The organism is Streptomyces sp. NPDC005263, assembly GCF_042872365.1.
Classification (GTDB): domain Bacteria; phylum Actinomycetota; class Actinomycetes; order Streptomycetales; family Streptomycetaceae; genus Streptomyces.
In genome coordinates, this window is the sequence record NZ_JBIAKJ010000003.1 from 538,413 (window position 1) to 560,437 (window position 22,025).

A 22,025-nucleotide genomic window follows, 5' to 3' on the forward strand; every position below is an offset into this window, starting at 1 on the left:
CGTCATGGTTCCCCCCTAATCTCGGCACAGTGACGCGCGGCTGTGGCACATCGAGGTGACCGGCCGTAGCGGCAGGGGGATTTGGGGATCTGGGGGGATCTTTTGCTTACGTCTGTCCTTATCGCTGCCGTTTCGCTTGCCTTATTCTGGATGGCGGCCTTCACCCTGTGGTGGCAGATGCACGCGTGGCGTACGCCCGAAGTGCTCGCCTCCACCCGCTTCAACAGTCCGGACGGGGGTGAACACCTGTCCTTCTCGCTGCTGCTTCCGGCCCGCCACGAGCAGGCCGTGCTGGACCACACCATCCAGCGGCTGCTGGAGTCGAGCCACGCCGACTTCGAGATCATCGTGATCGTCGGGCACGACGACCCGGAGACCACGGCGGTCGCCTGCGACGCCGCGGAGCGCGACCGGCGGGTGCGGGTCGTCGTCGACACGCACCCGAAGAAGAACAAGCCGAAGGCCATGAACACGGCGCTGCCGCACTGCCGCGGTGATGTCGTCGGAGTCTTCGACGCGGAGGACCAGGTCCATCCGGAGCTTCTCGCCCACGTCGACCACGCCTTCCGCTCCACCGGCGCCGACGTCGTCCAGGGCGGGGTGCAGCTCATCAACTTCCACTCCAGCTGGTACAGCCTGCGCAACTGCCTGGAGTACTTCTTCTGGTTCCGGTCCCGACTGCATCTGCACGCGCAGAAAGGGTTCATCCCGCTCGGCGGCAACACCGTCTTCGTTCGCACGGACGTCCTGCGGGAAGCCGGCGGCTGGGACCCCGAGTGCCTCGCCGAGGACTGTGACCTGGGCGTGCGGCTGTCCAGCGTCGGCAGGAAGGTCGTCGTCGCCTACGACTCCGACATGGTGACCAAGGAGGAGACCCCCGGTTCGCTGATGTCGCTGCTGAAGCAGCGCACCCGCTGGAACCAGGGCTTCCTCCAGGTGTACCGGAAGAAGGACTGGCAGCAACTGCCGGGACTCGGACAGCGGTTGCTCGCCCGCTACACCCTCATGACGCCGTTCATGCAGGCCTTCACCGGTGTCGTCATCCCGCTGAACGTGGCGATCGCGCTCTTCCTCGACGTGCCCGTGGGCATCGCCTTCGTCACCTTCCTGCCGCTCGTCACCGCCATGGTGACCTTCGTCTTCGAGCTCGTCGGGCTGCACGACTTCGGCAGGCAGTACGGCCTTCGGGTCCGCCTCGGCCACTACCTCAAGCTCGTCGTGGGCGGCCCCTTCTACCAGGTGCTCCTCGCCGGCGCCGCCATCCGCGCCGTGTGGCGTGAGCAACGCGGCCGCACCGACTGGGAGTTGACCTCACACGTAGGCGCGCACCTCACACCCTCCGAAGTGATCCGAGAGGACGTCCCCGCGTGACTTCCACTCTTCCCGCGGCGACCACCACGGTCCCCGCGCAGGGCACACCGCTGCCCGCGTCCGCCGAGGCCGGCCCGACCGCCCCGCCGAGCCGACTGCGTTCCTCCCGCTCCGACCTGCTGTTATGCGGCCTGCTGCTGGTGGCGATCCTGGTCGTACAGGGCTGGAACATCGCCGACTACCCGACGCTCAGCGACGACGAGGGCACCTACCTCGCCCAGGCCTGGGCGGTCCAGGAGGGCAAGGGCCTCGCCCACTACACCTACTGGTACGACCACCCGCCGTTCGGCTGGATCCAGATCGCCCTGCTGACCTGGATCCCCTCGATGATCAGCCCCGACTCGATGACCGTCGGCTCGATGCGGGTGATGATGCTGGTCGTCAGCGCCATCAGCGCGATCCTGGTCTACGTCCTGGGCCGTCGCCTCTCCCTGCCCCGCTGGGCCGCCGGGTTCGGCATGCTCCTGTTCGGGCTCTCGCCGCTGTCCGTGGTCCTCCAGCGGGAGATCTTCCTCGACAACCTCGCGGTGATGTGGATGCTGCTCGCGTTCACCCTCGCGGCCTCCCCGAGCCGCCACCTGTGGCACCACTTCGGGGCGGGTATCGCCGCCGCCACCGCCGTCCTGACCAAGGAGACGATCCTCATCGTCCTGCCCGCGGTCCTGGTGACGATGTGGCGGCACAGCCACCGCGACACCCGGAAGTTCGCGGTCACCGGCGCAGTCACGGCCTGCCTGCTGATCGGCATGTCGTACCCGCTGTTCGCCCTTCTGAAGGGCGAGTTGCTGCCCGGCGGCGGCCATGTGTCCCTTTGGGACGGCGTCAAGTACCAGATGACCAGGCCCGGTTCGGGATTCATCCTCGACGCGGGCTCCGGTTCCCACGGCGTCCTCGAGTCCTGGCTGTACTACGACCGGATCCTGCCGCTCGGCGGCCTCGCGGGCGCGCTGCTGCTGCTGGTCACCTGGCGCTGGTCGGTCACCGCCCGCGCCCTGGCCGGACCGGCGTTGACGGTGGCGGTCCTCGCCGCCCTGGCCCTGCGGCCCGGCGGCTACCTGCCCGCGATGTACGTCATCCAGGCGCTGCCGTACCTCGCCCTGGTGCTCGCCGGAGGCACCGCCTCGGTGGTGCACGGCGTGCTGCGCAGATGGCGGAGCGAAGGGGAGAAACGGTTGCTCACCGGCGGGCGTTACGCCCTCGCGGCCGTCCTCGCCGTCGCCGCCGGCGCCTATGTCGTACCGCGCTGGTACGAGGGTGACCGCACCGCCGTCACCCTCGACGCCAACGCCCCCTACAAGGCCGCCTCCAAGTGGCTGAGCAGCGAGGTGGAGGAGCCACGTTCCACCCGGGTGCTCGTCGACGACGCGCTCTGGCTGGATCTGGTGCACGCCGGATACCGGCCGGGACTCGGCGTGATCTGGTTCTACAAGGCCGACCTCGACCCCGCGGTGACGAAGACGATGCCGCGCGGCTGGAAGGACATCGACTACGTGGTCGCCTCACCGACGGTGCGGCGGGACGCGGTCGACCTGCCCAACGTCAAGGCGGCCATCCAGCACTCGACCCCGGTCGCCACCTTCGGCACCGGTGCGGACCGGATCGAGATCCGGCAGGTCCAGACAACCGGCACTGCCGCGGGAGGCGCCCGATGAGCCAGGAATCCATAGTCCCCTCGGAACTCGGCGACCCCGCCGTACAGGCGGCGGAGGTGGCCGAGCCCGGTGCCGTCACCATCGTCGTCCCGACCTTCAACGAGTCCGCCAACGTCCGCGAGCTGCTGCACCTGATCACCGAATCGGTGCCCGCCCGGCTGCCCTGCGAGGTGGTCTTCGTGGACGACTCCACCGACGACACCCCCGAGGTCATCCACGAGGCGGCCCAGGACTGCCCCTTCCCGGTGACCGTCCTGCACCGGGACGAGCCCGTGGGCGGACTCGGCGGCGCGGTCGTCGAGGGCATCCGGGCGGCGTCCTCCGACTGGATCGTCGTGATGGACGGCGACTGCCAGCACCCGCCGTCCCTGGTACCGGAGTTGGTGGCCACCGGGGAGCGGGCCAACGCCGGTCTGGTCGTGGCCTCCCGCTACATCAAGGGCGGCAGCCGGGCCGGACTCGCGGGCAGCTACCGGGTCGCCGTCTCGCGCGGCGCGACCTGGCTGACCAAGTCGCTCTTCCCGCGCAAGCTGCGCGGCATCAGCGACCCGATGAGCGGCTTCTTCGCGATCCGCCGCAGCGCGGTCACCGCCGACGTGCTCCAGCCCCTCGGCTACAAGATTCTGCTGGAGCTCGCCGTACGCAACCGCCCCCGGCAGGTCACCGAGGTCCCGTTCGTCTTCCAGGACCGGTTCGCGGGCGAGTCCAAGTCCAGCGCGCAGGAGGGCTTACGGTTCCTGCGCCACCTGGCGGGTCTGCGTGCCGCGTCACCGGTGGCCCGCATGGTCGGCTTCGGCCTGATCGGCGCGACCGGCTTCGTGCCGAACCTGCTCGGGCTGTGGGCGCTGACCCTGGCCGGCATGCACTACGTCCCGGCCGAGATCCTCGCCAACCAGTTCGGCGTGGCCTGGAACTTCGTCCTCATCGAGCATCTGCTGTTCCGCGACCGGCGGCGGCACCGGCGCTGGTGGGACCGCGCCGGACGGTTCGCGCTGCTCGCCAACGCCGACCTGGTGCTGCGCATCCCGCTGATCGCGCTGTTCGTCCACCGGTTCGGGATGGGAGCGCTGTCCGCGACCGCGCTCGCCCTGGTGACGACCTTCGTCCTGCGCTTCGCGGGGACCGAGGCGTTGGTGTATCTGCCGCGCAGGGGCCGCGGGGGTCCCGAGGGCGGCCGTACCGCGAGGAGTGCCCATGAGAAGACGCCGTAGGAGTTCCGCGCTGCTGGCCGTGGCCGGCCTCACCGGGGGCCTGCTGCTGGCCTCACCTCAGCCCGCGTCCGCCGCCAACCTCGTCAGGAACCCCGGCTTCGAGACCGCCGGCACCGGTGACATGCCGTCCTGCTGGGAGAAGTCCGGCTGGGGCGACAACGACTTCACCTTCTCGACCGTGAACGACGCGCACAGCGGTGCCAAGGCCATGAAGGTGTCGCTCACCCGCCGGGTCGACGGTGATCGCAAGGCGCTGATCACCGAGTCCACCGCCTGCGCGCCGGTCGTGACCGTGGGCAGGCAGTACGACCTCGGTCTCTGGTACAAGTCGACCACCCCGGACACCTCGCTCACCCTCTTCCGGCACGACGCCACCGCGGGGTGGCAGTACTGGACCGACCTGAAGACGCTGGAGATGTCCGCGGCGTGGTCCCGGGCGACTGTCCGCACCCCCGCGGTCCCGGCCGGCACCGACCGCATCACCTGGGGCGTCTCGGTGTACGGCACGGGCTCGGCGACCACCGACGACTACTCCATGGAACAGGTCGCCGACCCGGTGCCCGACCCGGTGTGCACGGGGACCGCCGAGCAGTGCGCCAACGGCAGATGGGACGTGCTGCCCACGCAGAACCCGGTGCGTTCCATGCACTCCGTCGTCCTCAACAACGGCAAGGTGCTGCTCATCGCGGGGTCCGGGAACAGCGAGGAGCAGTTCGAGGCGGGCACCTTCACCTCCGCGGTGTACGACCCGGTGAAGGGCACCTACAAGGTCATCCCCACACCGAAGGACATGTTCTGCTCCGGGCACGTCCAGCTCCAGGACGGCCGGGTGCTGGTGATGAGCGGCAACAAGGCGTACCCGGTGGCGGGCGGACACGGCTACGAGGGGTACAAGGACTCGTACGTCTTCGACCCGAGGACCGAGACGTACAGCAAGACCAACGACATGAACGACGGCCACTGGTACCCGTCGGCGACCGCCCTCGGCAACGGTGACGTGATCTCCTTCGGCGGCCTGCGCGAGGACTCCACCGGGTCGGTGACCACCGAGTACTGGTCGGACGCCGAGCAGCAGTGGCAGCCGCTGTGGAAGGTCAACCAGACCTGGTCGTACTGGGGTCTGTACCCGTCGATGATCCTGATGCAGGACGGCCGCCTCTTCTACTCGGGCAGCCATGTCTTCGGCAACAACATCCCCGGCACCGGATCGGCGATCTACGACTACGACGCCAACACGGTCACGCAGATCCCGGGCCTGCGGAAGAAGGACGAGCGCGACCAGTCGGCGAGCGTGCTGCTGCCCCCGGCGCAGGACCAGCGGGTCCTCACCCTCGGCGGCGGCAACATCGACTCCAACCCGGACGCGGGCCGGCTGACCGACGTCATCGACCTCAAGGCCGCGAACCCGGGGTACGTCGCCGGTCCGCCGCTGCCGCAGGGCACGGTCGACCTCGGCAACGGCAAGGTGCCCGAGACCGGCGACCAGGGCAAGATGTACGTCTCCGCCGTACTGCTGCCCGACGGCAAGGTGCTGGAGACCGGCGGCGCGCTGCACAACCGGGCCGACCCGGTCTTCGAGTCGTCGGTCTACGATCCGGCGTCGAACACCTTCGACCCGGTGGCCGCCGACCCGCAGGCACGCGGCTACCACTCGTCGTCGTTCCTGCTGCCCGACGGCCGGGTGATGTCGACCGGCGACAACCCGGGCAACGGCTCGTGGAACCACAACGTGTCGATCTACACCCCGCCGTATCTGCTCAAGGGCCCGCGCCCGTCGATCACTTCGGTGATCGACACCGAGTGGACCTACGGCGACACCCAGCGGATCACCGTCGACCGGCCCATCGCCAAGGCCGAGCTGATCCGACCGGCCGCCGTCACCCACTCATCGGACCCGAACCAGCGGTTCGTGGACCTGCCGCTGTCGGTGGACGGCGGCAACGTCGACCTGAACGTGACCAGCAACCCCAACCTGGCCCCGCCCGGCTGGTACATGCTCTTCGCGGTCGACGCGAACGGGGTGCCGTCGGTGGCCACGTGGGTCCATCTGCAGGGCCCGTCGGCGCTGAGCGCCACCGACGCGTCGGCGCACGTCCACTCCTTCGCCGACTCGCTGGAGGGCACGGTCAGCAGGCCCGCGAAGAAGAAGACCTTGCAGAAGGTGAGCCCTACGGTGTCCGGCTGCGACCGGCACTACGGCTCGATCAACGTCTGCGTGCCGACCGTTTTCCCCGACGAGGTGAACAGGACGACGGCCGCCCGCTGCACCTGGCTGAAGGCGCACGACTACGGCCGCCTGAAGACCAACGGCAAGGACGACCCGCTGGGGCTCGACCGGAACAAGGACGGCACCGCCTGCGGGAAGGGTGACGTCGCACGCCGCTGAGGATCATGGCGCCCGGCGTGAGCTGGGCGCCATGAGCGCGGCAGGGACTACGCGTGCTGGTACGCGACCAGCGAGATCCCGACGTAGTGCGTGATGAACGCCGCCAGCGTGAGGGAGTGGAACACCTCGTGGAAGCCGAACCAGCGTGGTGACGGGTTCGGGCGCTTTATGCCGTAGATCACTCCGCCCGCGCTGTAGAGCACGCCGCCCACGATCACCAGTACCAGCACGGCGATGCCGCCGGTGCGCATGAAGTCGGGCAGGAAGAAGACGGCCGCCCAGCCCATCGCGATGTAGCAGGGCGTGTAGAGCCAGCGTGGGGCGCCGACCCAGAAGACGCGGAAGGCGATGCCCGCCGCGGCCGCCGCCCAGATGCTCCACAGCAGCCACTGCCCCTTGGAGCCCGGCAGGAGCAGCAGGGTCAGCGGGGTGTAGGTGCCGGCGATGATCAGGAAGATGTTGGCGTGATCCAGCCGTCGCAGGATCCCGTCCATGCGGGGGCTCCAGTCGCCCCGGTGGTAGAGCGCGCTGACGCCGAACAGCAGGCAGGCGGTCAGGGCGAAGATTCCGCAGGCCAGACGGGCTCTGGCGGTGTCGGCGAGGGCGGTGAGCACCAGGCCCGCGATGAGTACGACCGGAAACATTCCGAGATGCAACCAGCCGCGGAGTTTGGGCTTGACCGGATGCGGCAGGGAGAGCGCGACGGGACCGCGGCCGGCGGCGGCCGGGTCGTCCGTGGGCGCGTCGGGGACGGACGCAGTCATACGCGGCATCGTACCGACGGAACCGTAAGTAACGGATCGGTGTGACCCGTTGGGCGACGAAGAGTGGCCAGCGTCTCACCGGGCCGCGCGGGGTCCTTCGGGCGTCTCGCCAAGGAACCTCCATCTGAACCCCATGTGGACGCAAAGCGGGCGTTCTACACGTGGCGATCCTCACTCTGCTCACCTGGGCGCTCCTATGGACAGATGGGCGCACTCGTCGGATGATCAAATGAGTGCGGTCGGCACCGGATGAGCGCCAGAGGGAATCGACGTTGCGAAGCATCCGGGTCGAGGCCCCCACGGGGCAGCAAGGACAAAATCCCTCATTTTAGGAGCGATCGTGGCGCGTGACATCGCGGCTCTCCCCGTCATCCCCACCACCCACAAAGAACTGATCTCGTGGGTGAACGAGATCGCAGAACTGACGCAGCCGGACAGCGTGGTCTGGTGTGACGGATCAGAGGCCGAGTACGAGCGACTGTGCGAGGAGCTCGTGGCCAAGGGCACATTCAAACGGCTCGATCCGATCAAGCGCCCCAACTCCTACTACGCGGCCTCCGACCCGACCGACGTCGCCCGGGTCGAGGACCGCACCTTCATCTGTGCGGAGAAGGAAGAGGACGCGGGCCCGACCAACCACTGGAAGGCTCCCGCGGAGATGCGCGAGATCTTCCAGGGCGAGAACGGCGAGGGCGGTGTCTTCCGCGGCTCGATGAAGGGCCGGACGATGTACGTCGTCCCGTTCTGCATGGGCCCGCTCGGCTCCGACCTCTCCGCGATCGGCGTCGAGATCACCGACTCCGCCTACGTCGCCGTGTCCATGCGCACCATGACCCGCATGGGGCAGCCCGTCCTGGACGAGCTCGGCTCCGACGGCTTCTTCGTGAAGGCCGTCCACACCCTCGGCGCCCCGCTCGCGGAGGGCGAGGACGACGTTCCGTGGCCGTGCAACAGCACCAAGTACATCTCGCACTTCCCGGAGTCCCGCGAGATCTGGTCCTACGGCTCCGGGTACGGCGGCAACGCCCTGCTCGGCAAGAAGTGCTACGCCCTGCGCATCGCGTCGGTGATGGCCCGCGACGAGGGCTGGCTGGCCGAGCACATGCTCATCCTCAAGCTGACCCCGCCGCAGGGTGAGTCCAAGTACGTCGCGGCGGCCTTCCCGAGCGCCTGCGGCAAGACGAACCTCGCCATGCTGGAGCCCACCATCTCGGGCTGGACGGTCGAGACGATCGGCGACGACATCGCCTGGATGCGCTTCGGTGCGGACGGCCGCCTCTACGCCATCAACCCCGAGGCCGGCTTCTTCGGCGTCGCGCCCGGCACCGGTGAGCACACCAACGCCAACGCGATGAAGACGCTGTGGGGCAACTCCGTCTTCACCAACGTCGCGCTCACCGACGACAACGACATCTGGTGGGAGGGCATGACGGAGGAGACTCCGGCCCACCTCACGGACTGGAAGGGCAACGACTGGACTCCGTCCTCGGAGACTCCCGCCGCCCACCCCAACGCCCGCTTCACCACCCCCGCCGCGCAGTGCCCGATCATCGCGCCCGAGTGGGAGGACCCCAGGGGCGTGCCGATCTCGGCGATCCTCTTCGGCGGGCGCCGCGCCAGCGCCGTTCCGCTGGTCACGGAGTCCTTCGACTGGAACCACGGCGTCTTCCTCGGCGCCAACGTGGCCTCCGAGAAGACCGCCGCCGCCGAGGGCAAGGTCGGCGAGCTGCGCCGCGACCCGTTCGCCATGCTGCCGTTCTGCGGCTACAACATGGGCGACTACATGGGCCACTGGGTCGATGTCGCCAACGGCAGGGACCAGGCGAAGCTCCCCAAGATCTACTACGTCAACTGGTTCCGCAAGAACGACGAGGGCAAGTTCGTCTGGCCCGGCTTCGGCGAGAACTCCCGGGTCCTCAAGTGGATAGTGGAGCGCCTGGAGGGCAAGGCCGAGGGCGTCGAGACCCCGATCGGCATTCTGCCGACCAAGGAGGCCCTCGACACCAACGGTCTCGAGCTGGACGAGAAGGACCTCGATTTCCTCCTCACCGTCGACAAGGAGATCTGGCGCGAGGAGGCCGCCCTGGTCCCCGATCACCTCAACACCTTCGGCGACCACACGCCCAAGGAGCTGTGGGACGAATACCACGCGCTGGTGAAGCGCCTGGGCTGACCGCCCCCATAGACGCCGCGGCCGGCTCCGATCGTGCCCTGACCAGCTACATCGTCACGGCCGGCCGCGGTGACAGCACCGCACGGCACCGCAGACCGGCTAGGTTCCGCACGGCTGTGTGAGCCCTGGGCCCGTCGTCACGTCCCCGTCCGCCCCGACGGGAGGTGACGGCGGGCCTTCGCCCGTTCAGGCCTGCGCGAACACCCACCGCCGCAGCAGCGTGAAGCGAAGGACCGTCGCGGCGCCGTTGGCCACGATCAGTGCGCCGATCTCCACGTACGGCGCGTCCGGCAGGGTCCGGTGCACCAGGGCGAGGGCGCCACTGCTGAGCGCGAGTCCGGCGAGGAAGGCCGCCAGCCCCTGGAGCTGATGCCGGGCGGCCCCCTCCGCGCCGCGCACCCCGAAGGTGAACCGGCGGTTGGCGGCGGTGTTCGCCACCGCGGTGACCAGCAGTGCGACCAGGTTGGCGAGCTGGGCGTCGAGCGCCGACCGGAGCACCGCGAAAAGGCCGAGATGGGCGGCGGTGGACAGCACACCGATGACCGCGAAGACCGGGAGCTGCCGTGCGACCCCTGCGGTGCGGGGTGCGTGTGTCTGGACGCGCTGAGCCATTCCCGCACTGTACGATAAGTGAGCAAATGCTACTGATAGTGAGCAAATCGGGCGCGTCTCGCTGCTCCCGCCCGCTCCAGAGGATGCACAGGGATCGCCGAATGATCGAGTCGTCGGTTGAGCTGTCGGTCGTGATTCCGATGTTCAACGAGGAAGAGGCCCTGCCGGCGCTGGCGAAGCGGCTGCGGCCGGTGCTGGACGGGACCGGGGAGGCGTACGAGGTCGTCGCGGTGGACGACGGCTCCACGGACGGGACAGCTGGACAACTCGCGCACCTGCGGGCCGGCTGGCCGCAGCTGCGGGTGGTGAGACTGCGACGCAACAGCGGACACCAGGCCGCGTTGACCGCCGGTCTGCACCACGCCCGCGGTTACTACGCCACGAGCCTCGACGCCGACCTCCAGGACCCCCCGGAGAAGATCCTCGAGATGCTCGCCTTGGCCCGCTCCCGGCGCCTGGACATCGTCTACGGCGTACGCGCCAACCGCTCCAGCGACACCAGCTTCAAGCGACGCACCGCCGCCGCGTACTACTGGCTCATGCGCCGTATGGTCGGCGCCCATGTCTGCGCCCAGGCCGGCGACTTCCGCCTGCTGTCCCGCAACGCCCTCGAAGCCCTCAAGGCCCTGCCCGACCAGCCGCAGGTGTACCGACTCCTTGTGCCCTGGTTCGGCTTCCCCAGCGGAGAGGTGACCTACCGCCGCGACCCGCGCGTCGCCGGTGAGACCAAGTACCCCCTGCGCAAGATGGTGCTGCTGGCGGTCGACAGCATCATCAGTTTCTCCGTCGCCCCGCTGCGGCTGGCCATCTGGCTCGGCGCCCTTGCCTTCTGCGTCTGCCTCGCCATGTTCGTGTACACGCTGTCCGTGTACGCGGCGGGCGACACCACTCCCGGCTGGGCCTCCCTGATCATCGCCGTACTCTTCATCGGCGCAGTCCAGCTGATCTGCCTGGGAGTGGTCGGCGAGTACATCGGGCGCATCTACACCGCCGTCCAGCAACGCCCGACCTACTACGTCGCTGACGACGCCTACGACACCGGTGACGCCGACGACGACACCGGCGACGCCGGCGACCTGGTCCCTTCGGCGGCGGGGGCACGTCCGTAGGACGCCGACCGCGGGCCGCGGAGAAGCTCGTGGCCGGTCGTCCGGACCAGGGCCACCAGCGCCAGCAGCATCAGCGCACTGTGCGCGGGCATCGACAGATACGGAGCCAGGTCGGCGGAGTTGCACTTCAGGTAGCTGCCGAACGAGGCGATCTGCACCAGTACCGGCACGTACCAGAGCTGCCTGGGCAGTGCGAACGCGGCCAGTACGGTGAGCACGTCCGCGACGTAGAAGTACCGCTCGTGCATCGAGGGCAGCAGGAACGGCACCACGATCGAGGAGCAAGCGGCCAGCAGCACGATCCGGGTGTCCGTGAGTCCCGGTACGCCGGGGCCGGAGTCCGGCACGTCGCGCCGGCCGCGCCGCAGGGACCACACGGTCAGTCCGGTCAGCAGTGACACGAGCGTCCCCGCGATCACCACACCCACGCCGCGCACGACGCTCGTGTCGCCCGGCGCCGACACGAACTCGTAGACGGACGGCGCGTTGACGGACAGCAGGCGGTACGTGTCCGTCTGCCGGGCGTAGACCGTCAGCAGCCGCCACGGGTCGGCGCCGAGCATGAGGGCCGGGACGTCGAGGACGAGGTACGCCGCGGGAACGGCGAGCAGACTCCGCCACGGCACCCGTCCCACCAGCACCAGGACGAGCAGGAAGGGGAAGAGGAAAACAGCCTGGAACTTGAACGCCAGCGCGATCCCGAAGAACGTGCACGCCCACCATGGCCGGTGGCTCAGCACGTAGTGGATCCCGCCGACCAGGAAGGCCGTGTAGAGGACGTCGCACTGTCCCCACCAGCCGCTGTTGGTGACGACGGTGGGCAGGAAGAGCACCACCGCGGCCGCGCCGAAGGCGGCCCAGGGCTGGGTGGGCCGGAGCCGGGACACGATCCGGAAGACGTAGTACGCCAGCGCCAGGTCGAACAGGATCGAGATCCACTTGATGCCCGCCAGCGCCGGCAGAGGCAGATAGGTCAGAGCGCTCAGCAGGTAGAGGTAGGGAACGTTGTAGTCCGAGAAGCCGGGGTCGGCGAGGGCGTGGAATCCGCCGTGGCTCGCGATGTGCCGGTACCAGGGACCGAGAAAGGTGAGGTAGTCCAGCGACTCTCCGGGCATCAGAAAGGCGCGGACCGAGAGGGCCGTCATCACCGCGGTGTAGGCGGTCAGCGCCAGCACCGTCGGATCGACCGTGCGCCGGCGGGGGTCCTCGGCGGCTGTGTCGGGCATTGCGGGCTCCGTTCAGGTCGCGCTCCATCGCGCCACCGGGCGGCGCGCCGAACAGTATGTCTGAAATGCCCGAATGTTATGGCGAATGCCGCGAGCCCTGGTGAATTGAGTCGCCGAACTGGGCCCAGGCGGTGTCCAGCGAGGAGGACCGGGCCCTGTCCAGGTCTCGGTACACCGTGCCCGGCAGGCGAAGTGCGTCACCTGCGGCAGCGGTGAGGTACTCGAGGCGGTGGTCGATATCCGCGTCGGCTTCCGGGGACTTGGGAGGCGGTTCAGAGTTGCCCCGGAGAGGGTCGGCCCTTCGGTCAATGTCACTCTTTTGGCGGTGTGGCGAATGGGCGCCGAAGAGAGCGACGCCGCCCGGGTGATCCTTGTCCACAAAGCGGGTTAATAGATAATCATTCTTTCACGAAGAGGGAATGTCTGCCTCGTCTGTGTCCGTAGGGGATGAGGCACGCAAGCGAAATGAAGCGCATGACATGCGTATGTGCTGTCTGATCCCTCTTCCGTGAGGAAGGTTCTCTTGAACCGTAGAACGATTCGAATCTCGCGCCTGAGGTCAGCAACGATGGTGTCGGTCGGCGCGGTCGCCGTTGCGCTCAGCGTCGTCCCGAGTGCGATGGCGACCGCCGACGCGATGCACGCGGGCTCCGACCGCTCCATGTCGCACCTGCGTGCGAACAACGCCCCCACCGGGGCCATCGCCGACGCGATCCGCCGGGCTGGCTCCGATGGGCACGCGATGGTGCGTGCGGGTGGGGCCGACCGGGAGTATGGCCAGGACAACCACGACCACGACCGCGGCCAGAAGGGTCACGACCGCGGTCCCCAGGGCCCTCGCGGCCCGCAGGGCAAGCCGGGCAAGCAGGGGCCGCAGGGTGCCCAGGGTGCCCAGGGAGCCCAGGGTGCTCAGGGTGCTCAGGGTGCTCAGGGAGCCCAGGGTGCTCAGGGTGCTCAGGGTGCTCAGGGTGCTCAGGGTGCCCAGGGAGCTCAGGGAGCTCAGGGTGCTCAAGGCGCGCAGGGTGCTCAGGGAGCTCAGGGTGCTCAAGGCGCGCAGGGTGCTCAGGGTGCCCAGGGAGCTCAGGGTGCTCAAGGCGCGCAGGGTGCCCAGGGAGCGCAGGGTGCCCAGGGCACGATCGGCAGTTCCTACGTCATCACCAGCACCTCTGGGGGACTCGCGACGGCCAACTGCAACGCCGGCGACGTCGCCACCGGCGGTGGAGCTCTGGCCGTGGGCCTTACCGGGAGCTTCCCGATCGGTGGTTCCGCGGTGACGCCTCCCACTGGGTGGCAGGGCACCGCCCTCCTTCCGGTCACCCCCGTCACCGCCTACGTGGTCTGTGCAACCGTGGCCCCGTAACCCACTTTGAGCGGTGCCCCTCGTGCCGAAACCACGGCACGGGGGCACCGCTCGCGTGGTGGCACGTCGAACCGACCCGCTGCTGGTCGCCACCCCTGGACCAGCAGCGGGCTCCCGCTAGACCAGCAGCGGCCCCCCGCACCGCTCCGCCCCGTCCTTCATCGCGATGAGGTTGGCGATCACGTACGAGATGTTCTTCTCGGAGTGCCACTCGGACGGGAAACAGGTGGCCAGCCGCGAACTCTGGAACCGGGCCTCGAGGTCGGGTACGAAGGCGCGGTACTGGTCGTCCGTGTAGTACCAGAACGAGTTCTCGTTGTAGTACGCGACGTGATTCGGGTCCTGGTGCGCGCCCCGGCCGTCGGAGCTGGGGGTCATCGTGAGGAGCATGCCGCCCGGTGCCAGCAGCCGGTACAGCTCGTTGATCAGCGGCACCTTCGCGGGCACGTGCTCGAGGAAGTTCACGGCCCGCATCAGGCCCACGGAGTCGTCGGGCAGATCCACCTTGCCGGGCAGGGTCGCGACGATGTCGACGCCCTCCGCCGGGTACTTGTCCACGCCCACGTAGCCCGGCGGCTTGCGGCGGGCCGCGCCGAGGTCCAGCGCGACGAGTCCCCTCCGGTAGGTCCAGGCGAGGGCGTTGGCCTCGATGTACTTGTCGTACAGGGCGACCGTCTCGCGCTGGATGTGCGCGTTGATCTCCGGGTCGCGCTGGGTGTTCTCGGGATGCATCCGCTGGAGGTACAGACAGCGGGGGATGTGGTGGAAGTCGCCGACGTGGTACAGGCGGCACATCAGGTCCTGGTCGTCCAGGACCGTGCGGGTGTCGTCGTACCCCCCGGCCTTGTCGTAGGCGATCTTGCGGAACGCCCGCACGTGGTTGGGCGCGTACCAGATGTAGGCGACGTTGTGCGGAGTCGGAGCCATGGACCTGACCTGGAGCAGCTTGCGTCCGTCGACGCGCACGTTCTCGTAGTGCCAGCCGTGCGTCTCGTTGAAACGGCTGTCGTCCCGCTTGCCGTCCGCGGTGATCTGCGCGGTGTTGCTGTAGACGAAAACGGCGTCGGGGTTGTCGTCGAAGGCCTTGCCGAGTTCCGCCAGGCACGCCTTCGCCAGCAGGTCGTCGTGGTCGAGTTCCACCAGGATCTCGCCGCGCGCCAGCTCACAGGCCCTGCGTTTCGCCGCTCCGACACCGACTGCGTCGTCGGCGATCTGCAACCGGACCCTGTCGTCGGGATGCTCCGGCCGCCATCGGGCGCCGTTGTTGAGCAGGACGATCCACTCCCAGTCCGGACAGGTCTGGGCCTGCAGGGTCGCCAGGCACTCGTCGAGGAAACGGGGCCGGTGGCTGGGGGTGAAGACGGAGAACCTGGGTGTCGGGGTCGACGTCATCTCGTGCTCCCTGCGGTGCTCGATCGGGGTGAGAGGCTCACGGAATCCCGGAAGGATTCCGGCACTTGGGAACGGAGCGAGGGATCGGCTGCGACCGCACTGCGGAACTCATCCGCGGCTACCTGGTCGCGGTTCTTCATCGCCCAGATTTCCCCGAGGTGGAGATGCACCGAGGCTGCCTGAGGATCGACGCCAAGGGCGCGTTCGAGAAGTCCCATGGCGCGGTCGGGGTCGCTCGACTTCAGCAGAATCCCCTCGTTGAAGAGGGCCGACATAAACGCTGGATCGATCTTCAGGGACTTTTCGTAGGCCTCGCGGGCATCGTCCGTCCGGCCGTCATTGTGGGCGATGACGCCCAGGTTGTACCAGGCGAACTTGTTCTGCGGATCCAGCCTCAGTACGCGCTGGTAGGTGCGGGCGGCCCCTTTCAGGTCGTGGTTCTCTTGTTGTAGAATTCCGGCCTGCAAAATGGAATCGGCATCCTGGAGCGGCCGGTTCACCGCCGGCTGGGTGGCCTCGGATTCCGGAGTCATTGCAGAATTCAATGCCCAAGACATCATTCCGGTGGAAAGTGCGGCCGCACCGGTGAGCACCACCAACAATCGCCTACGTTTCACTGTGTCACATCTCGTGGAAGAGTGAGGTGTCGATGGTGTACGGGATTCCGAACCACCGTAATTTCCACCGACGTTACGAGGCTGTTTGGTTGGCACCGCCGTTTGGCGGGAACTTGAGGTGCGCAATTCACCCGAATGTACGCAGGCGCGGAAGAAATGGCAGCCGGTCCGCGCGCCGCTCAGGGTGCACGCGGACCGACGCCGCAGGGGGAGCCCTCCCGGGGCTCAGGCGGACGCCACCTCGCGCGGCTCCAGGGCCGCCGTGTGCGCGTCCATCCGCTCGGCGGCGAGGATCGCCGCCGCCGTGTCGGCACGTGAGGCCGCCACCACCAGGGCCCGGCCCGCGAGCGCGTGCGCCCGCCGGTGCAGGGCCGCAAGGCGCGGGGTCCGGTCACCGGACACCGACGCGCGGGCCGGCGTACGGCCGGCGCGGAGCCGGGCCACCTGTCCGGCGAGACGGTCGGCGGCCAGGTCCAGGTCGGCGGAGGGCGCCGCCGCGCGCAGCTCGTCCGTGGCGGCGAGAAGCGCGGCGAGATGCCCCGCGAGCTGGATGTCCAGCTCCTCCTCACGGGAACGGTGAGGGAAGTTGGAGGCGCTGCCGGCCATCGTGCTGTGGACCGACTTGGTGCGGATCGGTTCGTACATGGGATGGCCTCCTGAAACTGTCAGGAAGCCATCCTAGCTTAGATTTCGTCTAAAGTTGAAAACCTTGTAGCAATCGGCCCCTCCATCGGAGGGTCCGGGTCATGTCAGGGCTGGCTGTACCCGTCGAGGAAGGTGCCGATCCGGGTGATTGCCGAGCGCAGGTCGCCGACCGAGGGCAGGGTCACCACCCGGAAGTGGTCCGGTTCGGGCCAGTTGAAGCCGCTGCCCTGGACGACCATGATCTTCTCCTGCCGGAGCAGGTCCAGGACCATCCGCCGGTCGTCCTTGATCTTGAAGACGTTGGGGTCGAGACGCGGGAAGAGATACAGCGCCCCCTTCGGCTTCACACAGCTCACCCCCGGGATCTGGGTCAGCAGCTCGTACGCCACGTCCCGCTGTTCCCGCAGTCGCCCGCCCGGCAGCACCAGGTCGTTGATGGTCTGGCGCCCGCTGAGCGCGGCGACCACGCCGTGCTGACCGGGCATGTTCGCGCACAGCCGCATGTTCGCCAGGATCGTCAGACCCTCGATGTAGGACGCGGCGTGCGCGCGCGGTCCGGAGATCGACATCCAGCCGACCCGGTAACCGGCCACCCGGTACGCCTTGGACATCCCGTTGAAGGTGAGGGTCAGCAGGTCGGGGGCGACCGAGGCGGTCGGCGTGTGGGTGGCGTCGTCGTAGAGGATCTTGTCGTAGATCTCGTCCGAGCAGACCAGCAGGTTGTGCCGGCGGGCGATGTCGGTCAGCCCGCGCAGCATCGCCTCGTCGTACACCGCGCCCGTGGGGTTGTTCGGGTTGATGATGACGAGCGCCTTGGTGCGGTCGGTGACCTTCCGCTCGATGTCGGCGAGGTCGGGCATCCAGTCGGCCTGCTCGTCGCACCGGTAGTGCACGGCCGTACCGCCGGAGAGGGACACGGCGGCGGTCCACAGGGGATAGTCGGGCGCCGGGACGAGGACCTCGTCGCCGTCGTCCAGCAGTCCCTGCATCGCCATCACGATCAGCTCGGAGACCCCGTTGCCGATGTAGACGTGCTCGACGTCGGTCTCGATGCCGAGGGTCTGGTTGTGCATGACGACCGCGCGGCGCGCGGCCAGCAGGCCCTTCGCGTCGCCGTAGCCGTGCGCCGAGGAGACGTTGCGGAGGATGTCCTCCAGGATCTCGGGCGGGCACTCGAAGCCGAACGCGGCCGGGTTGCCGGTGTTCAGTTTGAGGATGCGGTGCCCTGCCGCTTCCAGGCGCATCGCCTCCTCGAGAACCGGGCCCCGGATCTCGTAACAGACGTTGGCGAGCTTGGTCGACTGGATCACCTGCATGTCTGGGAGCTTACGGCCCGGTAACGCTCGGTGGGTCGTGTTTTCCGCCACGCGAGACGCGTCGGTTTGAGTCGGTATCGCCGGTGAGGGTCTGATCTGCCGTTCCCGGCGTCTTCGGTTCCTGTCCGAAAACAGCTCCTTGCCCCCGCGCGCCCCTCCATTAACAATGCGCATGACAAAACTGTGGGTGGCCGGAAGATCTCCGGTCACCTTCGTCATACGGAGGGGACCCCCCGCATGAGAAAGCCTCTCGCCGCCGCGCTCTTCGCCCTGGTGATCGCCGGGGCCGGCGCGGCACCGGCGATCGCGGCGCCCACGCCCACGCTCACGCCCACGTCAGCGTCCGCGTCCGTGTCCGCCCCCGTCGAGAAGTCGGCGCCGACCATCCAGGCCGTCGACTTCGCCGGCACCGTCGCGCTCAGCAACTGCTCCGGCTCCGTCGTCCGCCTCCCGAAGTCCGCGGACACCGACCCGGCGCTCGTCATGACCAACGGCCACTGCCTGGAGACCGGTTTCCCGGAGCCCGGCGAGGTCATCGTCGACCAGGCCTCCAGCCGTACGTTCGGTCTGCTCAACTCCTCCGCCACCCGGGTCGGGACCCTGCGCGCGAGCAAGGTCGCGTACTCGACGATGACGGACACCGACGTCACCCTCTACCAGCTCACCACCACGTACGCGCAGATCAAGAACTCGTACGGGATCAGCCCGCTGACGCTCGCCGACACCCACCCGGTCGCCGGCACCGCCATCACGGTCGTCTCCGGCTACTGGAAGCGGACCTACGCCTGCAACGTCGACGGCTTCGCGTACCGCCTCAAGGAGGGCGACTGGACCTGGAAAGACGCGGTCCGCTACACCTCCGCCTGCCAGACCATCGGCGGCACCTCGGGCTCGCCGGTCGTCGACAACGCCACCGGCAAGGTCGTCGCCGTCAACAACACCGGCAACGAGGACGGCGAGCGCTGCACCGAGAACAACCCGTGCGAGGTCGACGCGAGCGGCACCGTGACCGTCCGCAAGGGCATCAACTACGCCGAGGAGACGTACAACATCCCGGCGTGCTTCACCACGGGCAACAAGCTCAACCTGAGCGCGAGCGGCTGCACCCTGCCCAAGCCGTAGGCCTCAAGCCGTAGACCTCAGGGACGGGCGGTCCGCCGCACCGCCCGCCCCGCCAGTACGTCCGTCCGGCGGCCGTCCTCGATCACGAAACGGCCGTCGATCAGGACGTACGGGATGCCCGTCGGCAGCACCCGCGGGTTCTCGAAGCTCGACCCCGCCGCCACCGTGGCCGGGTCGAACAGCACCAGGTCCGCCCGGTAGCCCTCGCGGACCAGCCCGCGGTCCGGCAGTCGCAGCCGGGCCGCCGGGCGTGCGGTGAGACGGGCGACGCACTCCTCCAGGGTCAGCACCCCCAACTCCCGTACGTACCGGCCGAGATAGCGGGGGAAGGTGCCGTAGGCGCGCGGATGCGGCTTGGCGCCCTGGAGGATGCCGTCCGAGCCGCCGGTGTGGACGGGGTGGCGCATGATCGCCCGCACGTTCTCCTCGTGGCCGACGTGCTGGAGGATCGTCGAGCCGAGCCGGTCGTCGATCAGCAGCCGGCGGGCGGTCACCCAGGGGGCCTCGCCGCGCAGGTCGGCCGACTCCTGGACGGTGCGGCCGACGAAGTCCGCCAGCCCGGGGTCCCGCACGCCCGAGATCTCGATGGTGTCCCACTCGACGGGCACCCCGTGACAGCCGTCCGCGCCGACCACCTCCAGATCGTGCCGGACGCGTGCGGCCGTCCCCTCGTCCGCCAGCCGCCGCAGGACCTCCTCGGGGCCGCCCTCGCTCGCCCAGCTCGGCAGCAGCGCCGCGAGAGTGGTCGAGCCCGGCGTGTAGGGGTACGTGTCGAGGCTGATGTCCGCTCCGGCGGCGAGCGCGTCGTCCAGCAGGGACAGCAGCTCGGGCGCGCGGCCCTTGTTGACGCCGAAGTTCATGGTGGCGTGGGCGAGATGGAGCGCGCAGCCCGCCTCGCGGGTGAGGGCCACCATCTCCTCGTACGCCTCCAGCGCCCCGGCGCCGTAGGAACGGTGGTGGGGGCAGTAGTAGCCGCCGTACGACGCCACCACCCGGCACAGCTCGGTCAGTTCGGCGTCCTCGGCGTACATGCCGGGGGTGTAGGTGAGGCCCGACGACAGGCCGACCGCGCCCTGCTCCAGGCCCTCGGCGACCAGGTGCCGCATCCGGTCCAGTTCCCCGGGCGTGGCCTCGCGGTCCTCCCAGCCGACGGCGAGCGCGCGGACCGTGCCCTGCGGGACGAGATAGGCGGCGTTGACCGCGATGCCCTGCCCGTCGAAGCCGGAGTCGAGCCGGTCGAGGTACTCGCCGACCGACCGCCAGTCGAAGTCGATGTCGTCCCCGTCGCCGTTCCAGCCGGTGATCGCGCGGCGGACGTCGGCGAGCGTACGGTCGTCGACCGGGGCGTACGACAGCCCGTCCTGGCCGAGGACTTCGAGCGTGACGCCCTGCGCGGCCTTGGCGCTGTGGTCGGGGTCGCGCAGCAGCGCCAGGTCGCTGTGGGCGTGCATGTCGATGAAGCCGGGGGACAGGACGAGGCCCTCCGCGTCCAGTTCCCGGCGGGCCTCGGGACGCTGGCAGCCCGCCGCGGCGGCCTCCTGGACGATCGACACGATCCGGCCGCCGTCGATCACCACATCGGCGCGGTACGAGGCGCCGCCCGAGCCGTCGACCACGTCCGCGTCCCGGATGACCAGCTCTTCCACGTCGGGCCTCCTAGAAGAACGTACGGATGTAGTCGACGACCGTGCCGTCCGCCTCCGCGAGGGGGATCAGCTGCCACTTGTCGAAGGACGTGCACGGGTGGGACAGGCCCAGGCCCACCCAGTCCCCGACGGCGAGGTCCGCCTCGGGCGCCGTGCGCAGCCAGGCGTGCTGGTCGGACAGGGCGGTCACCTCGATCCCGGTGGCCGGGCGCTCGACGCCGTCCCGGCGGACCACCTGGGCGAAGGGCAGGTCGAGGTCGTAGGCCGCGTCCCGCTTGCCCGCGTTCAGGAACGCCTGTTCGGCGGACGGCCGGGACACCACCTGCGTCCAGAGCCGGAACGCGGGCTCCAGGGCGCCCTCCTCCGGGACCCGGTTGAAGGGTGTGATCTTGCGGTAGTGGCCGTCGTCGTGCGAGACGTAGGCGCCGGAGCGCAGCAGCTTCAGGGCGGGCGCGGACAGTTCGGGGATCTCGGCGAAGACGTCGGCCACCGCGTCGAACCAGGCGCTGCCGCCCGCGCTGACCACGATCTCCTCCGCGTCGGCGAACCGCCCCGCCTTGTCGAAGTCGACGGCGAGCGCCACCAGCCGCCGAAGCCACGCGTGCACCCGCTCCGGAGTGGCCCCCGGCACCTCGCCCTCGTAGCCCGCGACACCGACCAGCCGCAGCGTCCCGGTCCCGGCCACCGCGTCCGCGACCGCCGCGCACTCCGCCTCGGTACGCACGCCGGTGCGGGCGCCCTCGCCTGCGGCGAGTTCGACGACGACGTCCAGCGGGCGGCGGGCGCCGCGCAGGGCCGCGTCCATCAGCTCGACCCCGCGCACCGAGTCGACGTAGCAGACCAGGTGGAAGTCGTCGTCGGCGTCGAGCCGGCCGGAGATCCAGCGCAGGGCGGCCGGGTCGACCAGTTCGTTGGCGAGGAAGATCCGCCGGGTCCCGAAGGCGTGGGCCACCCGGACCTGGTGCGGTACCGCGAGGGTGACGCCCCACGCCCCGTGCTCGATCTGCCGCTGGAAGAGCTGGGGCGCCATGGAGGTCTTGCCGTGCGGGGCGAAGGCGAGGCCGTGCCGGGCCGCGTACGTCTCCATGAGCCGCAGGTTGTGCTCCAGGCGCTCGGCGGAGAGGGCCAGCACGGGAGTGGCGAAGCCGTCGGTGAAGAGGTTGCGGCGCTGGGCGGCGAGCTCGCCGACGGTCAGGCCGTCGGCGTCCGGGGGGAGGCCCTTGAAGCGGTGATCCACCCGTTCCGCCGCCAGGCCGGTGAGCGCTTCGATGGCCATGGAGCCTCCCTGATCAGCTTGATTGCCAGCTTGATTGCCAGCTCAATTGCATCATGTGCAACGATCGTTGCGTATATCGCTTACCGCTGTCTAACATCTCGGCGACGCGGGGTCAACGGAGCCACCGCCATCCGCAACCGGCCGAGG

The 22,025-nt window shown here is 69.1% G+C and carries 17 protein-coding genes; 7 read left to right on the top strand and 10 right to left on the bottom strand.

The genetic code is table 11. The annotated features are described in order from the left end of the window. Window positions 1-102 precede the first annotated feature (102 nt). The 4 genes from ACFYRY_RS16050 to ACFYRY_RS16065 are packed head-to-tail and all read left to right on the top strand — an operon-like array spanning window position 103 to window position 6,620. A complete protein-coding gene (locus ACFYRY_RS16050) occupies window positions 103-1,371 on the top strand; it encodes a glycosyltransferase (RefSeq protein ID WP_389144971.1) in 1,269 nt (422 codons plus the stop codon). Beyond that, entirely contained in the window at window positions 1,368-3,023 is a 1,656-nt protein-coding gene (locus ACFYRY_RS16055; protein ID WP_389144974.1) for an ArnT family glycosyltransferase, read from the top strand. Before ACFYRY_RS16050 ends, ACFYRY_RS16055 begins: the two co-directional genes overlap by 4 nt. Beyond that, a complete protein-coding gene (locus tag ACFYRY_RS16060) occupies window positions 3,020-4,234 on the top strand; it encodes a glycosyltransferase (protein ID WP_389144977.1) in 1,215 nt (404 codons plus the stop codon). Before ACFYRY_RS16055 ends, ACFYRY_RS16060 begins: the two co-directional genes overlap by 4 nt. After that, entirely contained in the window at window positions 4,218-6,620 is a 2,403-nt protein-coding gene (locus ACFYRY_RS16065; protein WP_389144980.1) for a galactose oxidase-like domain-containing protein, read from the top strand. The genes ACFYRY_RS16060 and ACFYRY_RS16065 overlap by 17 nt, the downstream gene beginning before the upstream one ends. A 47-nt stretch (window positions 6,621-6,667) precedes the next feature. Here ACFYRY_RS16065 and ACFYRY_RS16070 read toward each other — a convergent pair whose 3' ends face one another. Next, a complete protein-coding gene (locus ACFYRY_RS16070; protein WP_389144982.1) occupies window positions 6,668-7,384 on the bottom strand; it encodes a hemolysin III family protein in 717 nt (238 codons plus the stop codon). A 340-nt stretch (window positions 7,385-7,724) separates the two neighbouring features. Between ACFYRY_RS16070 and ACFYRY_RS16075 the strand changes: the two genes are divergently transcribed. Further along, on the top strand, window positions 7,725-9,557 hold the full coding sequence (locus ACFYRY_RS16075) for a phosphoenolpyruvate carboxykinase (GTP) (RefSeq protein ID WP_389144985.1): 1,833 nt from the start codon (window positions 7,725-7,727) through the stop codon (window positions 9,555-9,557). 186 nt (window positions 9,558-9,743) lie between these two features. Here the strand turns inward: ACFYRY_RS16075 and ACFYRY_RS16080 are convergent, their stop codons facing one another. After that, window positions 9,744-10,169 carry a GtrA family protein gene (locus tag ACFYRY_RS16080; protein WP_389144988.1) on the bottom strand — a complete coding sequence of 142 codons (426 nt, stop codon included), beginning with the start codon at window positions 10,167-10,169 and terminating at the stop codon, window positions 9,744-9,746. Between the two features lie 101 nt (window positions 10,170-10,270). On the opposite strand from ACFYRY_RS16080, the gene ACFYRY_RS16085 reads away from it, so the two are divergent. Further along, a complete protein-coding gene (locus ACFYRY_RS16085) occupies window positions 10,271-11,278 on the top strand; it encodes a glycosyltransferase family 2 protein (protein ID WP_389144991.1) in 1,008 nt (335 codons plus the stop codon). On the opposite strand, the gene ACFYRY_RS16090 is transcribed toward ACFYRY_RS16085, so the two are convergent. The 6 genes from ACFYRY_RS16090 to ACFYRY_RS16115 all read right to left on the bottom strand — a co-directional run bounded on the left by ACFYRY_RS16090 (window position 11,200) and on the right by ACFYRY_RS16115 (window position 17,834). After that, complete coding sequence (locus ACFYRY_RS16090; protein ID WP_389144994.1) at window positions 11,200-12,504, bottom strand: glycosyltransferase 87 family protein; 1,305 nt, start codon at window positions 12,502-12,504, stop codon at window positions 11,200-11,202. The genes ACFYRY_RS16085 and ACFYRY_RS16090 overlap by 79 nt on opposite strands. 559 nt (window positions 12,505-13,063) lie before the next feature. Then, on the bottom strand, window positions 13,064-13,597 hold the full coding sequence (locus tag ACFYRY_RS16095; RefSeq protein WP_389144996.1) for a hypothetical protein: 534 nt from the start codon (window positions 13,595-13,597) through the stop codon (window positions 13,064-13,066). Window positions 13,598-13,981: 384 nt separating this feature from the next. Beyond that, entirely contained in the window at window positions 13,982-15,256 is a 1,275-nt protein-coding gene (locus ACFYRY_RS16100) for a glycosyltransferase (RefSeq protein WP_389144999.1), read from the bottom strand. Then, window positions 15,253-15,852: a tetratricopeptide repeat protein gene (locus tag ACFYRY_RS16105; protein ID WP_389145002.1), complete on the bottom strand. Its 600-nt coding sequence runs from the start codon at window positions 15,850-15,852 to the stop codon at window positions 15,253-15,255. The genes ACFYRY_RS16100 and ACFYRY_RS16105 overlap by 4 nt, the downstream gene beginning before the upstream one ends. Window positions 15,853-16,098: 246 nt before the next feature. Further along, the gene (locus ACFYRY_RS16110) at window positions 16,099-16,518 is read right to left on the bottom strand and encodes a hypothetical protein (protein ID WP_389145005.1); all 420 of its coding nucleotides are present in this window, start codon (window positions 16,516-16,518) and stop codon (window positions 16,099-16,101) included. 104 nt (window positions 16,519-16,622) lie between these two features. Then, window positions 16,623-17,834 carry a pyridoxal phosphate-dependent aminotransferase gene (locus ACFYRY_RS16115; protein ID WP_389145008.1) on the bottom strand — a complete coding sequence of 404 codons (1,212 nt, stop codon included), beginning with the start codon at window positions 17,832-17,834 and terminating at the stop codon, window positions 16,623-16,625. Window positions 17,835-18,071: 237 nt separating this feature from the next. On the opposite strand from ACFYRY_RS16115, the gene ACFYRY_RS16120 reads away from it, so the two are divergent. Beyond that, entirely contained in the window at window positions 18,072-18,956 is an 885-nt protein-coding gene (locus ACFYRY_RS16120; RefSeq protein ID WP_389145011.1) for a serine protease, read from the top strand. 17 nt (window positions 18,957-18,973) lie between these two features. Here the strand turns inward: ACFYRY_RS16120 and ACFYRY_RS16125 are convergent, their stop codons facing one another. Together ACFYRY_RS16125 and ACFYRY_RS16130 are read right to left on the bottom strand one after the other, a co-directional pair. Next, window positions 18,974-20,602 (bottom strand): amidohydrolase family protein, encoded by a 1,629-nt coding sequence (locus ACFYRY_RS16125; RefSeq protein ID WP_389145014.1) that lies wholly within the window; start codon window positions 20,600-20,602, stop codon window positions 18,974-18,976. Window positions 20,603-20,612: 10 nt separating this feature from the next. Further along, window positions 20,613-21,878 (bottom strand): amino acid deaminase, encoded by a 1,266-nt coding sequence (locus ACFYRY_RS16130; RefSeq protein ID WP_389145017.1) that lies wholly within the window; start codon window positions 21,876-21,878, stop codon window positions 20,613-20,615. Window positions 21,879-22,025 lie beyond the last annotated feature (147 nt).